This is a genomic window from Arthrobacter sp. MW3 TE3886 (assembly GCF_041262145.1).
GTDB lineage: Bacteria > Actinomycetota > Actinomycetes > Actinomycetales > Micrococcaceae > Arthrobacter.
On sequence record NZ_JBGCAN010000001.1, the window covers coordinates 3,042,847 to 3,055,170 of the forward strand.

A 12,324-nucleotide genomic window follows, 5' to 3' on the forward strand; every position below is an offset into this window, starting at 1 on the left:
TATATGACTTGTAACCTAAGTTGAGCGGGGCGGAGTTGCCCCGCAGGAACTTCAGGGAGAACCATGACCAGCGTTGATCTCATCCGCCACGTAAAGCTGTCCACGGCCAGGCTTCCACTCGCCGTTCCGATCAGTGACGCGAAAGTGTTCACCGGACGCCAGAAGCCGATGATCGAGGTGGTGTTCCTTTTCGCCGAAATCACCACCGAACAGGGCCACAGCGGGATCGGTTTCAGCTACTCCAAGCGCGCCGGCGGGCCGGCCCAGTACGCCCACGCCAAGGAAGTCGCCGAAGGCATCATCGGCGAGGACCCGAACGATATCGGCCGGCTCTACACCAAACTTCTCTGGGCCGGGGCGTCCGTGGGCCGCTCCGGCGTGGCCACCCAGGCGCTGGCCGCAATCGACATCGCGCTCTACGACCTCAAGGCCAAGCGCGCCGGCCTGCCGCTGGCCAAGTTCCTGGGCGCCTACCGGGACTCCGTGCAGACCTACAACACCTCCGGCGGCTTCCTCAATGCCTCCCTGGACGAGGTCAAGGCCCGCGCCACCGTCCTGCTGGACGAAGGCATCGGCGGCATCAAGATCAAGGTTGGCCTTCCGGACACCGCCGAGGACCTGCGCCGCGTCGCCGGCATCCGCGAGCACATTGGCTGGGACGTGCCCCTCATGGTCGACGCCAACCAGCAGTGGGACCGCGCCACCGCACTGCGGATGGGCCGCCGGCTGGAAGAATTCAACCTCGTCTGGATTGAGGAACCGCTTGACGCGTACGACTTCGAAGGCCACGCGGACCTCGCCCGCGCCCTGGACACCCCCATCGCCACGGGCGAGATGCTGGCCTCGGTCGCGGAGCACAAGGGCCTGATCAGCGCCAACGGCTGTGACATCATCCAGCCTGATGCCCCGCGCGTCGGCGGCATCACCCAATTCCTGCGCCTCGCCGCTCTGGCCGACGAGCGCGGACTCGGCCTGGCCCCGCACTTCGCCATGGAAATCCACCTCCACCTCGCCGCCGCCTACCCGCGCGAGCCCTGGGTGGAGCACTTCGACTGGCTCGATCCGCTGTTCAACGAGCGCCTCGAAACCAAGAACGGCCGCATGCTGGTCCCGGACCGCCCCGGGCTGGGCATCTCCCTCAGCGAGCAGGCGCGCGCCTGGACCACAGATTCTGTGGAATTCGGCAAGTAACCTTGAAGCCATGAGCCGGAACCTGACCGCGGACCTCGCAAGCGATCTCCGCCGCCGCATCGTCGACGGCGTCATTGCGCCGGGCGCAAAGCTGCCCAGCGAAAACACCCTGATCAGCGAATTCGGCGTCAGCCGGACCGTGGTCCGCTCGGCCCTGACCCGGCTGCAGGCGGAGGGGCTCGTGGAAACCGAACGCGGGCGGGGCAGCTTTGCGCTGACCCCGCCGCCGGACGGCCCGCAGCACTCGGCCGGCAGCCGCCCCGTGGCCAGCCTGGAAGACCGCCTGTGGCAGCTGGAGTTCCGCATCGCGGTGGAGTCCGAGGCGGCCGCCCTCGCGGCCCGGAACCACACAGACCGGCAGCTGAACGCTGTCCGGAAGGCTTTTGCAGACTTTGTGGACAGCGCAGCCCACCCGGGACACGCCATGAAGGCTGACTACGAGTTCCACCGGGCCATAGCCGCAGCCTCCGGGAACCCCTTTTACTCCGACTGCCTCGCCTCCCTGGGGCCGACCATGATCGCGATGCCCCGCGGCCGGCTCGTGGGCGGCGGTGAGCCTGTGGCGCGCGGGCATTTCGACCAGGTGGTGCTGGAACACGAATCAATCGTCGCCGCCATCGCGGAGGGCGACGGACCGTCGTCGTCGGCGGCGATGCGGAGCCATCTGGCAAATTCCCGACGGCGGCTGCGCGCCGCCGCTCCCGGCAACAGCTGATCCCAGGGCCGGCCGTCAGGCGGGGACTTCCAGTCCCTCAAGGTATCCAGCGATGCAATTAATGTGTTGGACGGGCATTACCGCCGCCGAATAAAGTGAAGAATCGCTGTGGCGAGGGCCACAATCAACTGCCCGCCCCGGCCGACCAGCTTCGCCAATTCAAAGGAAATCTCCATGCAGTCTGTCGACAACGCTGTCACGGACGTGGCCTCGGCCACGAAAAAGTTCTTCAAGCGGGTGCTGCCCATCATGCTCGTCATGCTGGTCTGCAACCAGCTCAACCGGTCCAACATAGGCTATGCCCAGGAGCATCTGCACGCGGATGTCGGCATCGGCGCTGCCGCCTACGGGTTCGGGGCCGGGCTGTTCTTCATCGCCTACGCAATCTTCGAACTGCCCAGCAATGTGATGATGGAGAAGTACGGCGCCAAGGTCTGGCTGGCCAGGATCATGATCAGCTGGGGCATCGTCTCTTTTCTGATGGTGTTCGTGCAGAACGAGACCATGTTCTACGCCCTGCGGTTCCTCCTCGGCGCAGCGGAAGCCGGTTTCTTCCCCGCCGTCATCTTCTACTTCGCCCGCTGGGTACCGGCCGGGCACCGGGGCAAAGCAACAGCGATCTTCATCGCCGGCTCCTCGGTCGCCGCGGCACTCTCCGGCCCGATCGCCGGAATGCTGCTCAGCCTCCACGACGTCCTGGGATTCCGCGGCTGGCAGTGGCTGTTCGGCTTCGAGGGGTTGCTTTCAGTGCTTGTCGGCATCGCGGTGTTCTTCGTCCTTGACGCCAGGATCGCGGACGCCACATGGCTGACAGCTGGCGAGAAGCTTGCCCTCACCGCGGCGATTGCGGACGAGGACGCCCAGCACGCCGACGCCTCAGGCGGCAAGATCAACCGCTGGAAGATGCTGCTGAACCCCCAGATTCTCCTCCTCTGCGGCATCTATTTCTCCGTGCAGCTCTCCATCTACGCCAACACGTTCTGGCTGCCCAGCATCGTCAAGCAGATCCCGGGGACCACGGACCTGAGCGTCGGATTCCTCTCCGCCATCCCCTGGGTCTGCGCCGTGATCGCCATGTACTTCGCCGCCAAGTGGCAGGACAAGGCCAAGTCCAAGCGGCCCCTCCTCGTCGCTGCGCTCCTGGTCGCCGCCGTCGGAACGCTCGCAGCCGCCGTCGCCTCCCCGGTGCTGGCCCTCGTGTTCCTGGCCATCGCCGCCATGGGATTCAAGAGCGCGTCACCGTTGTTCTGGACCATCCCCCAGTCCGGCCTGCACCCCCTCATCCTCGCGCCGGCAATTGCCATCATCAACTCCCTGGGCAACCTCGGTGGCTTCGTGGCCCCGTTTGGATTCGGAATCATCAAGGAGCAGACCGGCAGCGTCATCCCGGGACTCTTCGCCCTCGCAGCGGCATCGACAATCGCCGCCGCGCTCGTGTACTTCCTCAAGGAGCGCCAAACCGAAACCGCGGCGGGGCCCGCAGCTACACCCGAGGAGGCGTCGCCGTTCGCAGCGGCCGCCAAGTAGGCGGGCATGGTAAGGATAGGCAGGCACCCTACGGGCGCCTGCCTTTCCCATCGCCCATGCCGCGCTCAGTGGCTCTTGCGTGCGTCCTGCAGGTGCCGGTCGAGCTTTTCTTCGGCTTCGCGGCGCCGCTGACCGATGATGCGCAGCTGCTGCGTGATCGGATTTCCGTAACCATCAACATCGCGGTGATGCGTGCCCTTCGGGCGCTCGGGGCCGGAGGGCAAGGTCACCCGCGGTTCAGTATTTTCGCCCATACCGGGATGATCCCACACTGCCCGCCGGCTGAAAAGGACGGTTCTTGCCTCGAAAAACCAGCCAGCACGCCGGGTTCACTCCGGCCTCGTGTCCCGATGTAGGTCCGTGTCGAGCGCATGGGCGCTGGCCAGCCTGGCCAGCAGGATCCCCAGCTGCGCAGACTGTTCGCTGGTGAGCGGGGCCAGAAGTTCGGCCTCGTGCCGTTCGGCGATTCCGCGCAGCGCTCCGAGAACCTTCGTGCCCTCGGCCGTCAGCCGGAGCTCGTAATTCCGCCGGTCGGCGCTGCTGCGCACGCGGGCCACCAGGCCTCGCGTCTCCAGCGAGTCGATGAGGGGAACAACGCGGCTCGGCACCGCTCCCAGGCGGTCGGCCAGGGACCGCTGGCTCAGTCCGGGGCTACGGCCGAGCAGGCGGAGGACCCCCGCATCGCTGGGGGTCAGGCCGAGTTCGCGGGTGCGCTCGGCGAAGCGTGCCGATGCCAGCGCCCCGAGCTGGGACAGCAGGAAAGCGGTTCGCTTCGGCCGCGGCGGATCCGTTGACTCCATGCCCCAATATTACGCCATTGACAGAATCATTCAACAGGTGAATCATTTTAGTTGTGACGTAATTATCGGAAAGAAGCGATCATGACTGACCCGTCCCCCCAGCACACTGCTCCCTCGACGCGATCCGGCGGCCCCAACCCGGGCATCCTGGCGGCCGTGAGTCTGGGACTCACGATCGGAGCCCTGCTCGGCAGCGCGATCCTCACCAACGGGCAGACCTACGTCTCGCCCTTCTCCCCCGCCGGCCAGGTCGCGGCATATTTTCACGGGAACCCCGACGCCGTCCGGCTCGCCAGCCTGTTCCAATTCGGTTCAGCAGTCCCGCTGGGCATCTTTGCGGCCACGGTTTACGCCCGGCAGCTCCGGCTGGGTGTGCGGGTCCCCGGGCCCGCAATCGGCTTCTTTGGCGGCATCACCGCCTCGGTGTTCCTCATGGTCTCGGCTGCCGTGGGGTGGGTTCTGAGCCGCCCGGAAATCACCACCGACGTGACGCTGACCCACGCATTGTCGTTTCTCGCGTTCATCGCGGGCGGTGTCGCCTATGTCGTCGGCTTGGGGCTCCTCGTCGCCGGAATCGCCGTCCCCGCCCTCATCCTGCACTTCGTGCCGCGCTGGCTGGCCTGGGCTGGCCTGGTCATTGCCGCCCTGTCCGAGCTGAGCTTTCTCTCCATGGTGATCGAGCCGCTCCAGTTCCTGCTGCCCGTCGGGCGGTTCGGCGGACTGCTCTGGCTGGTTGCGGTCGGATTCCTGTTGCCGCAAAGCCGGGCTGCCGCGAATCGACGCGAACCCTGAGCCTGTCGAGACGGCCACCCGGTCTAGGCTCCCTCCCCGGAGAGGCCGCCGAGCACGCCCCCGTCCGTGCGGCCATAGCGCACGCGCTCGGTGGGACGATGATGCAACAGGGGTTGACGGGCGGCCGAACGACGCCCGGGCGACCGTCCGGCGCCTGGTGTCGAGGGCTGCCCGGGCGTTTCCGCCGCCGCTTCATCCGTGACGAGTTTCAGGTCGGTTCGCCGGCCCTGGGCCGCTTCTTCCCGGAGCGCGATCAGGTGTTCCGCCAGCGCAACTTCCGGCCGGCCCGGGTTGGCCTGCAGCAAAAGGCACAGCTGATCCCGGGCACGGGCCTGCCCCGGCGAAGAATCAGACAGCATTTCGGCGATGATCTCGGCGGCCTGCAGGCGTATTCCCCGCGCCCGGCTGTCCTCCTGCTCGTTGACCACCGCGTCCGTGGGTGGGTGTCCGTGTGAGGGTTCCATATGGGACGACAACTCAATGGACATTGGCATTCCTTTGTTCCCGTTCCGGCTGAGCCCGGAACCGGCCACGATCCCGAGAGCCCTGCGTCCATTCCTGGAGCCAGCGGGGCGGAAGACCGTGAAGACACTTTACAACGGTAAAGACCGGTCTGTCTCGGGTCGGGGGAAGAATTGATGGCGACGCCGGGCCGGCAGTTTTCAATCGTGGCTCTGGATGACATCCTTTAGCCATGCAATTGCTGCAGTCCTGGAGGTAAAGAACTCGTGCGGGTATTTTGTCTCCCGACTCGTGGCGGAAGCGATCACCCTGTCGACCGTGCTCGATCCGAGGACCGCGATAGCGACCACGCCCCTGCTTTGCGCGAATTGGTATCTGGCCGCTGCGCTGAACACCACGTCGGTCATTTCAGAGAGCATTGGCATCGGCGTCCCGCCACTGATCCGGTCCACGGCAAGCATGGCGTCCCGCGCGTCGTCGGCGTCCACAAAAGAACCCGGGCGCCAGACGCTCTCGAGTATCCCTGCATCGACGCTGAGCGAGTTCTTCCCGTCGGCGGCGTGGATTGGTCCCTGCATCATGCCGTTGATCCTAGGCCCGAACTGCGGCGGCGCCCGGCACCGCGCCCATGGGATGGCCGGCGAACGCCGTACGGCGTGGATTCCCCCCACTGTGGAACAACCGCGGGGTGCCGTACGTTGCAATTAGCCTAGTTAAGACTCGAGAAATGAGAACAAGCCAAGTGGCAACCGATTACGACGAAGTCCGCTCGGACGTCAAGGAAACCCAGGAAAACTCCCTGGAAGCACTGCAGTCCGCCAACGCGCCGGACGCCCGCAGCGTCGTCCAGGAACTCGACGAGGCCGACGGGCTGGATGGGGCCGGAGTCCCCGGCGGCGAGTTCATCGCAGAAGAGCTGATTGTCCAGGTCATCCCGCAGGCTAACGACGAGTTCACCTGCAGCTCTTGCTTCCTGGTCCGGCACCGTTCCCAGATCGCCCGGCAGTCCGGCAACGATATCTACTGCACGGACTGCGAGGGCTAAGAGACAGACTGCCCTGGCCGAGGCCGCCGGCGCGAGAGCGTGGTCCCCCGCCTGACGCGTTGTTTCGCACCGACCATCGGCAGGTGGCCAGCGCCGGCCTCCTGCCATTCCCTCGGACAGCAGGCAGCCCCCAGCCACGACAGCCCCCATTACACGGCGGGCGCTCCCGGCAGCGGCGACGAGTATTTCCTGTTCGCCGGCAACGGCGGCTACGACGTCCTGAACTACGACCTCGCCCTCCGCTATGCGCCACCGACCAATCCCGCGGTGCTCGCAGGCCGCCTCAGCGGGGTCGCGACTGTCACCGTCCGTGCAAAGCAGAACCTGGAGTCGGTCAACTTCGACCTGCGCGGCCTCGGCGTCACCTCGGTCCAGGTCGATGGCAAGGCCGCCAAGTGGTCCCAAGTGCAAAACGACGCGAACCGCGACCTGGTGAATGACGACCCTGAAGACAAGGCGACCTACACGTTCCGCATCACGGTGCCGGCGGGGAAGACGGCTGTGGCGAACGGCCTGCCTGTCGGCAGGCCGGCGACGAAGGCCGGATGGACCACATGGACGTGGAAGGCCTCGGACCCGATGGCCAGCTACCTGTCGACGGTGAACGTCGGCGACTTTGCCCTGTCCTACGACGTCGGTCCGCACGGGCTACCTATCATCAACGCGATCGACGCGGACGTGACGGCCGCGGCACTGGCCGAGACGAAGGCGTCGCTTGCGTTGCAGCCCAAGATGATCGCATTCCTTGAGGGCCAGTTCGGTCGGTACCCGTTCGAGGCCTTCGGCGCGATCGTCGACGACGACACGGTCGACTATGCGCTGGAGACGCAGACGCGGCCGGTCTACTCGGAGGTCGCGGATGAATACACGGTGGTGCACGAACTCGGGCACCAGTGGTTCGGAAACGCGGTGAGCCCGTCCGACTGGCAGGACATCTGGCTTAACGAGGGCTGGGCGACGTACATCGAGTGGCTGTGGGCCGAGCACCAAGGCGCGGCCACGATGCCGGAACAGTTCGGGGACGGAACACTCGACACCTTGCTGGCTGGTGGGGCGTCAGGCGCGCGGGCGCATGAGCGGTGGGTTGAGCACGGCCCGTACTGGCTGGCCTGCTGCCTGGCGGGCTGCTTCAGCGAGCCGGAAGAGCGCGGCAGGGCGGCCGGCGTCCCCTGTCGTCATCCGCCCGGTGTCTTCCAGGAAACCAGGCGTTCCCGTGGCCTTGCGGTGGAAGTTCCGGGGGTCCAGCCGCGTGCCCCAGACGGCCTCGTACACGGCCCGGAGCTGGGCAATGGTGAACTCGTCGCCGCAGAAGGCCGCCCCCAACGGCGAATATTCGAGCTTTGATTTCGCCCGTTCCAAGGCGTCGACGACGATCCGCTCGTGGTCGAACGCGAGCTGCAATTCGCCATCCAGCACCTGGCTGACCGGGTACCAGGCAGCGTGCTCGGCGTCGCTCCCGGCGGACAGGACGGGGAAGTTGGGCGCGAGCAGCAGGTGCGCCACCGTGAGCACATCCCCCCGCGGGTCGCGCCCCTTCGGGCCGTAGCTCCCCAGTTGTTCCAGATGGCCAGGAACCCCCACGACGCCGGTTTCCTCGGTCAGCTCACGGCCCGCCGCCGTCGCCAGGTCCTCCCCCGCCAGCACGAAACCGCCGGGCAGGGCGAGCCTGCCGCGGAAGGGCTCAATGAGGCGGGTGATGAGCAGGACCTTCAGTACGTCGTCGGTCACGGTGAGGGCGACGACGTCGACCGTCACCGGGAAGCGCGCGGGCGCCGGGTGCGATTCAGGCATGAACCCATCGTAGGTATTTATCGTCATATTGACAATAAATCGGGCAAGGCCCTACAGTTCAGTTATCGTCAAATTGACGACAACACTGAACGGTTTAGGAGAATCCCATGGCCAGCATCAAGCGCTACCCCTGGATCAGCCACTTCCTGGGCAGCCCCACCGGCTATGTCGTCCACCTGCAGAAGGGCGAGGTCAGGCACCAGGGAGTCGGCCAGGCCTTCTGGTTCCGGCCGGCGAACTCAGTGCTCAGCGAGGTTCCCGTGGATGATCAGGAACTGCCCACCCTCTTCCACGCCATTACCCGTGACCACCAAGACGTCAGCGTCCAGGCCAACGTGACCTACCGCTTCATCGACCCGGTGGCCGTCTCCAACCGGCTGGACTTCGGCCTCCAGCCGGCCGGCGCGGCGCCGGCGACCGGGAAGGAGCAGGTGGCCACGATCATCGGCCAGCTGTGCCAGAGCCACGCCATCGACCAGATCGCCACCACGACGCTGGCCGGGGCGCTGGAACGCGGAGTCAGCCAGCTCCGCAACGTCCTCACCGAGGCCCTGCGCGCTGACACCCGGCTCCTGTCCACCGGCATCGAGATCCTTGGGGTGCAGGTCCTGGCGGTCCGGCCGGAGTCCGACGTCGAACGGGCCCTGCAGACGCCGGTCCGCGAACAGCTTCAGGCCGAAGCAGACCGCGCCGTCTACGAACGCCGGGCAGTCGCCGTCGAGCGCGAACGGACCATCTCCGAGAACGAGATGGCGAGCCAGATCGAGCTGGCCACCAGGCGCGAACAGCTGGTTGCCCAGGAAGGCGCCAACGCTCGGCGCCAGGCCGAGGAAAAGGCCGCAGCGGGACTCATCGAGGCGGAGGCTTCGGCCGAACGCAAAGGCATCGGCGCCTCCGCCGAAGCGAACCAGATCCGGCTCGTAGGCCAGGCGGCAGCGGCGCGGGAGGCCGCCACTATGGAGGTCTACAGCGGCATGGAACAGGCCACTCTGCTGGCACTGGCTCTGCGCGACGCAGCCGGATCACTGCCCAACATCGGCAACCTCACCATCACGCCAGACCTGCTCAGCGGGGCACTTGCCGGGCTGTTCAGGGAGCCCGCGGGCGGCGCGGTTCCGGCTGCTGCCGCCGGCGTGATGGCAAGCACCACCGGCAGCTTCGAGAACTAGGCTCCTGACATGGCAAACCCCCGCCTCGTCATCGTCCACCGCCGGACCGAACTCCAGGAACTCCTGGACCGGCACGCCACCCGCGGCCAGGCCGAATTCTTCCTCCGCACCCGCGGCCGCACCCTCCAAGACGTGCAGGAGCGCCACGACCGGCTCAACGCAGCACTGGCGACCGTCCGCGCCGCAGTTCCGGCCGAATGGCGGCACGCCGAAGTGGAACGCGCGGACCTCAGCAGGTTCCTACTCACACCGGAGGACGTCATCGCCGTTGTCGGTCAGGACGGGCTTGTGGCCAACACGGCGAAGTACCTCAACGCCCAGCCCGTCATCGGCGTCGACCCGGAACCGGAAGCAAACCCAGGCGTCCTGGTTCGGCACACACCCAAGGCGGCAGACAGGCTCCTGCACGAGGCCGCTGCGGCCGGGACCGTGGAGCGGCTGCAGTGCCAGGAACTCGCAACTGTGACGGCACGGCTCGACGACGGGCAGGAACTCTCGGGGCTCAACGAGGTTTTCATCGGGCACGCCTCCCACCAGTCGGCCCGATACCGGCTCACGACCCCGGCGGGCCGGGCCGAGAGCCATTCTTCTTCGGGACTGATCGTCTCGACCGGCACCGGCGCCACGGGCTGGTGCGCATCCATCGCCCTCGACCGCGGCGGACGCCCCCTGCCGTCGCCAACAGACCCCCGACTGGCATGGTTCGTCCGGGAGGCATGGCCCTCCCCCATCACCGGAACCTCCTTGACCGAGGGGGTCCTGGAGGCAGGCGAAACACTCCGCATCACTGTTGCATCCGACCAGCTCGTGGTGTTCGGTGACGGGATGGAAGATGACCGCCTCACCGCATCCTGGGGACAGGAAATCACGGTCCAGCTAGGCGCACGGCCGCTCCGGCTGGTGGGGTAAGAGCCCCGCTGACGCCCCTTCCCCGACTTCCCCAAGCTGCGCGGTCTACCTCCGCGACGCCTTGAGGGCCATCGCGGATCCGCCGCCGCGCCGCACGGGCTCGGCGGCTGCGACCATGCCGCCATCGGGCAGGAACTCGATGGCGGTCGCGGCGCCGATCTCCGCTGCCGAGGTGAACGCATCCCCCGACGGCGTGAACTGATGGCCAAAGGGTGCCAACTGGCTGCCGTACTTCGCGATGAACTCCGGCTCGGCCGTGACCTTGGCCGCGTTGCGTTGCGAGGCACGCGGTGCCGCGATCGCCTCGGAGATGGTCATGCCCAGGTCCACCCGGTTCAGGATGGTCTGCAGGACGGTGGTAATGATGGTCGATCCGCCGGGCGAGCCGAGGGCGAGGAACGGTTTGCCCTCCTTGAGAATGATGGTCGGCGACATGGACGAGCGCGGGCGCTTTCCCGGCTCGATCCGGTTCGGGTCGGCCGGGTCGTAGACGGTCGAGAAGTCGGTCAGCTCGTTGTTGAGCAGGAAGCCGCGGCCGGGGACCACCATGCCGGACCCGCCGGTCTGCTCGATCGTGAGCGTGTAGTCCACCACGTTCCCCCACTTGTCCGCGACCGTCAGGTTGGTCGTCGAGATGTTCTCCGTGTCCAACTCGGCCGCAGGCGCGACGGCGGCGGCCGGGCACGCGCCGTCGTACGCGGACACGTCCCCCGGCGCAACCGGCTTCGCCGCCGCGTGCAGCGGGTCGATCCGGCAGGCGCGCTCCTTGCCGAACAGAGGGTCCGTGAGCGCGGCGGTGGGGACGCCTACGAACGCGGGGTCCCCCACGTACTTGCCACGGTCCGCGAAGGCAAGCGCGCTGGCCTCGAGGTAGTGATGCAGGGCGCCTGGAGTGGACATCCCGGACAGGTTGGAGGGGTCCAGGATGTTCAGCGCCTCGCCCACCGTGGTGCCGCCGCTGCTGGAGGGCGCCATGCCGTAGACGTCCAGGTCACGGTAGTCCACGTGCGTGGGCGCCTGGTCCAGGGCCCGGTAGGCCGCGAGATCCGCCGTCGTCAGGTGGCCTGTCGGAACGGGCAGCTGTGTTTTAGACGTCTTAGGCGGAGCCTGCACCGTGGCCGCGATCTCGGCGGCAAGCGGTCCGCTGTAGAAGCCGTTCGTGCCCTTTTTCGCGAGGAGCCGGTATGTCTCGGCGAGGTCGTGGTTTTGGAAGACACTGCCGACGGCGGGGGCGTCGCCGCCCGGGAGGTAGAGGCTGCTGGTCGAGGTGAAGGCCTCGAACCGGGCCTTGTTGTCGAGGGTCTGCTGGCGGAAGGTCTTGTCGACTACGAATCCGCGGGTCGCCACGTTGATGGCGGGCTTCAGGGCATCACCGAGGCTCAACGTGCCCCACCGCTCCAGGGCACGCGCCCAGGTGGCCGGGGTGCCCGGGACGCCAACGGAGACGCCGCTTGTGACGAGCTCGGGCGTGAAATTGTAGGGCTTGCCGGTCGCCGGGTCGATGAACGCGTCGTGCGGCATGCCTGCCGGTGCGGTCTCGCGGCCGTCGATCGTGCCCACCTTGCCGGTCTTCGCGTCGTAGAACACGAAGTAGCCTCCGCCGCCGATTCCGGCGCTATAGGGCTCAGTCACACCAAGAGTCGCGGCTGCGGCGACGGCGGCGTCCGCCGCGTTGCCGCCCTTGCGGAGGACCTCGATCGCCGCAGCGGATGCCTCCGGGTCCACGGTGCTCACCGCACCGCCGTACCCAGTGGCGGTTGACGTCTTTGCGATTTCCCGCGGATCGGCCTGGGCAGGGGCAAGGACGCCGCCCGTCACGCTCAGTGCCAGGGCCGCCGTGACAGCCACCAACCCTCGTGTCATATGTGCCATGATCACTCCCGAGTCCGTGTTACGCGTATTGACAGTCCTTGTCACGCTACT

General features: G+C 67.0%; 13 protein-coding genes and 1 pseudogene. 8 read left to right on the plus strand and 6 right to left on the minus strand.

Translation table 11 applies throughout. The features are described from left to right. Nucleotides 1-63 precede the first annotated feature (63 nt). From ABH915_RS13845 to ABH915_RS13855, 3 genes are all read left to right on the plus strand, one after another. Nucleotides 64-1,191: a mandelate racemase/muconate lactonizing enzyme family protein gene (locus ABH915_RS13845; protein WP_370122261.1), complete on the plus strand. Its 1,128-nt coding sequence runs from the start codon at nt 64-66 to the stop codon at nt 1,189-1,191. Between the two features lie 10 nt (nt 1,192-1,201). After that, complete coding sequence (locus ABH915_RS13850; RefSeq protein WP_370122264.1) at nt 1,202-1,906, plus strand: FadR/GntR family transcriptional regulator; 705 nt, start codon at nt 1,202-1,204, stop codon at nt 1,904-1,906. A 174-nt stretch (nt 1,907-2,080) separates the two neighbouring features. Further along, entirely contained in the window at nt 2,081-3,433 is a 1,353-nt protein-coding gene (locus tag ABH915_RS13855; protein WP_370122266.1) for an MFS transporter, read from the plus strand. Nucleotides 3,434-3,498: 65 nt separating this feature from the next. Here the strand turns inward: ABH915_RS13855 and ABH915_RS13860 are convergent, their stop codons facing one another. Together ABH915_RS13860 and ABH915_RS13865 are read right to left on the minus strand one after the other, a co-directional pair. Beyond that, nucleotides 3,499-3,687, minus strand: a complete 189-nt coding sequence (locus ABH915_RS13860; RefSeq protein WP_143264841.1) for a hypothetical protein — start codon at nt 3,685-3,687, stop codon at nt 3,499-3,501. Nucleotides 3,688-3,762: 75 nt separating this feature from the next. Beyond that, nucleotides 3,763-4,233, minus strand: a complete 471-nt coding sequence (locus tag ABH915_RS13865; RefSeq protein WP_370122270.1) for a MarR family winged helix-turn-helix transcriptional regulator — start codon at nt 4,231-4,233, stop codon at nt 3,763-3,765. 81 nt (nt 4,234-4,314) lie between these two features. On the opposite strand from ABH915_RS13865, the gene ABH915_RS13870 reads away from it, so the two are divergent. Next, nucleotides 4,315-5,025 (plus strand): hypothetical protein, encoded by a 711-nt coding sequence (locus ABH915_RS13870; RefSeq protein WP_370122272.1) that lies wholly within the window; start codon nt 4,315-4,317, stop codon nt 5,023-5,025. A 23-nt stretch (nt 5,026-5,048) separates the two neighbouring features. On the opposite strand, the gene ABH915_RS13875 is transcribed toward ABH915_RS13870, so the two are convergent. Together ABH915_RS13875 and ABH915_RS13880 are read right to left on the minus strand one after the other, a co-directional pair. Then, nucleotides 5,049-5,513, minus strand: a complete 465-nt coding sequence (locus ABH915_RS13875; RefSeq protein WP_370122275.1) for a hypothetical protein — start codon at nt 5,511-5,513, stop codon at nt 5,049-5,051. A 174-nt stretch (nt 5,514-5,687) separates the two neighbouring features. Further along, nucleotides 5,688-6,068, minus strand: coding sequence for an STAS/SEC14 domain-containing protein (locus ABH915_RS13880; RefSeq protein ID WP_370122277.1), 381 nt, complete (start codon nt 6,066-6,068; stop codon nt 5,688-5,690). A 161-nt stretch (nt 6,069-6,229) separates the two neighbouring features. Here ABH915_RS13880 and ABH915_RS13885 point away from each other — a divergent pair, with 161 nt between their 5' ends. Then, a complete protein-coding gene (locus tag ABH915_RS13885) occupies nt 6,230-6,532 on the plus strand; it encodes a DUF4193 domain-containing protein (protein ID WP_018773286.1) in 303 nt (100 codons plus the stop codon). 405 nt (nt 6,533-6,937) lie between these two features. Further along, a pseudogene (locus ABH915_RS13890) lies at nt 6,938-7,525 on the plus strand (M1 family aminopeptidase); the annotation flags it as partial. A gap of 63 nt (nt 7,526-7,588) precedes the next feature. Here the strand turns inward: ABH915_RS13890 and ABH915_RS13895 are convergent. Beyond that, nucleotides 7,589-8,323, minus strand: coding sequence for an NUDIX domain-containing protein (locus ABH915_RS13895; RefSeq protein WP_370122279.1), 735 nt, complete (start codon nt 8,321-8,323; stop codon nt 7,589-7,591). A gap of 107 nt (nt 8,324-8,430) precedes the next feature. Between ABH915_RS13895 and ABH915_RS13900 the strand changes: the two genes are divergently transcribed. Then, nucleotides 8,431-9,492: an SPFH domain-containing protein gene (locus ABH915_RS13900; RefSeq protein WP_370122282.1), complete on the plus strand. Its 1,062-nt coding sequence runs from the start codon at nt 8,431-8,433 to the stop codon at nt 9,490-9,492. Between the two features lie 9 nt (nt 9,493-9,501). Beyond that, nucleotides 9,502-10,401: a hypothetical protein gene (locus ABH915_RS13905; RefSeq protein WP_370122284.1), complete on the plus strand. Its 900-nt coding sequence runs from the start codon at nt 9,502-9,504 to the stop codon at nt 10,399-10,401. 45 nt (nt 10,402-10,446) lie between these two features. Here ABH915_RS13905 and ggt read toward each other — a convergent pair whose 3' ends face one another. Continuing rightward, nucleotides 10,447-12,273 carry a gamma-glutamyltransferase gene (ggt, locus tag ABH915_RS13910; RefSeq protein ID WP_370122287.1) on the minus strand — a complete coding sequence of 609 codons (1,827 nt, stop codon included), beginning with the start codon at nt 12,271-12,273 and terminating at the stop codon, nt 10,447-10,449. Nucleotides 12,274-12,324: the final 51 nt, after the last annotated feature.

Excerpts from the sequence above, each read along its gene's own strand:
- ggt (WP_370122287.1), bottom strand. The coding sequence starts at position 12,273 with ATGGCACATATGACACGAGGGTTGGTGGCTGTCACGGCGGCCCTGGCA.
- ABH915_RS13855 (WP_370122266.1), top strand. The coding sequence starts at position 2,081 with ATGCAGTCTGTCGACAACGCTGTCACGGACGTGGCCTCGGCCACGAAA.
- ABH915_RS13845 (WP_370122261.1), top strand. The coding sequence starts at position 64 with ATGACCAGCGTTGATCTCATCCGCCACGTAAAGCTGTCCACGGCCAGG.
- ABH915_RS13870 (WP_370122272.1), top strand. The coding sequence starts at position 4,315 with ATGACTGACCCGTCCCCCCAGCACACTGCTCCCTCGACGCGATCCGGC.
- ABH915_RS13895 (WP_370122279.1), bottom strand. The coding sequence starts at position 8,323 with ATGCCTGAATCGCACCCGGCGCCCGCGCGCTTCCCGGTGACGGTCGAC.
- ABH915_RS13880 (WP_370122277.1), bottom strand. The coding sequence starts at position 6,068 with ATGATGCAGGGACCAATCCACGCCGCCGACGGGAAGAACTCGCTCAGC.
- ABH915_RS13900 (WP_370122282.1), top strand. The coding sequence starts at position 8,431 with ATGGCCAGCATCAAGCGCTACCCCTGGATCAGCCACTTCCTGGGCAGC.
- ABH915_RS13850 (WP_370122264.1), top strand. The coding sequence starts at position 1,202 with ATGAGCCGGAACCTGACCGCGGACCTCGCAAGCGATCTCCGCCGCCGC.
- ABH915_RS13905 (WP_370122284.1), top strand. The coding sequence starts at position 9,502 with ATGGCAAACCCCCGCCTCGTCATCGTCCACCGCCGGACCGAACTCCAG.
- ABH915_RS13865 (WP_370122270.1), bottom strand. The coding sequence starts at position 4,233 with ATGGAGTCAACGGATCCGCCGCGGCCGAAGCGAACCGCTTTCCTGCTG.
- ABH915_RS13875 (WP_370122275.1), bottom strand. The coding sequence starts at position 5,513 with ATGTCCATTGAGTTGTCGTCCCATATGGAACCCTCACACGGACACCCA.
- ABH915_RS13860 (WP_143264841.1), bottom strand. The coding sequence starts at position 3,687 with ATGGGCGAAAATACTGAACCGCGGGTGACCTTGCCCTCCGGCCCCGAG.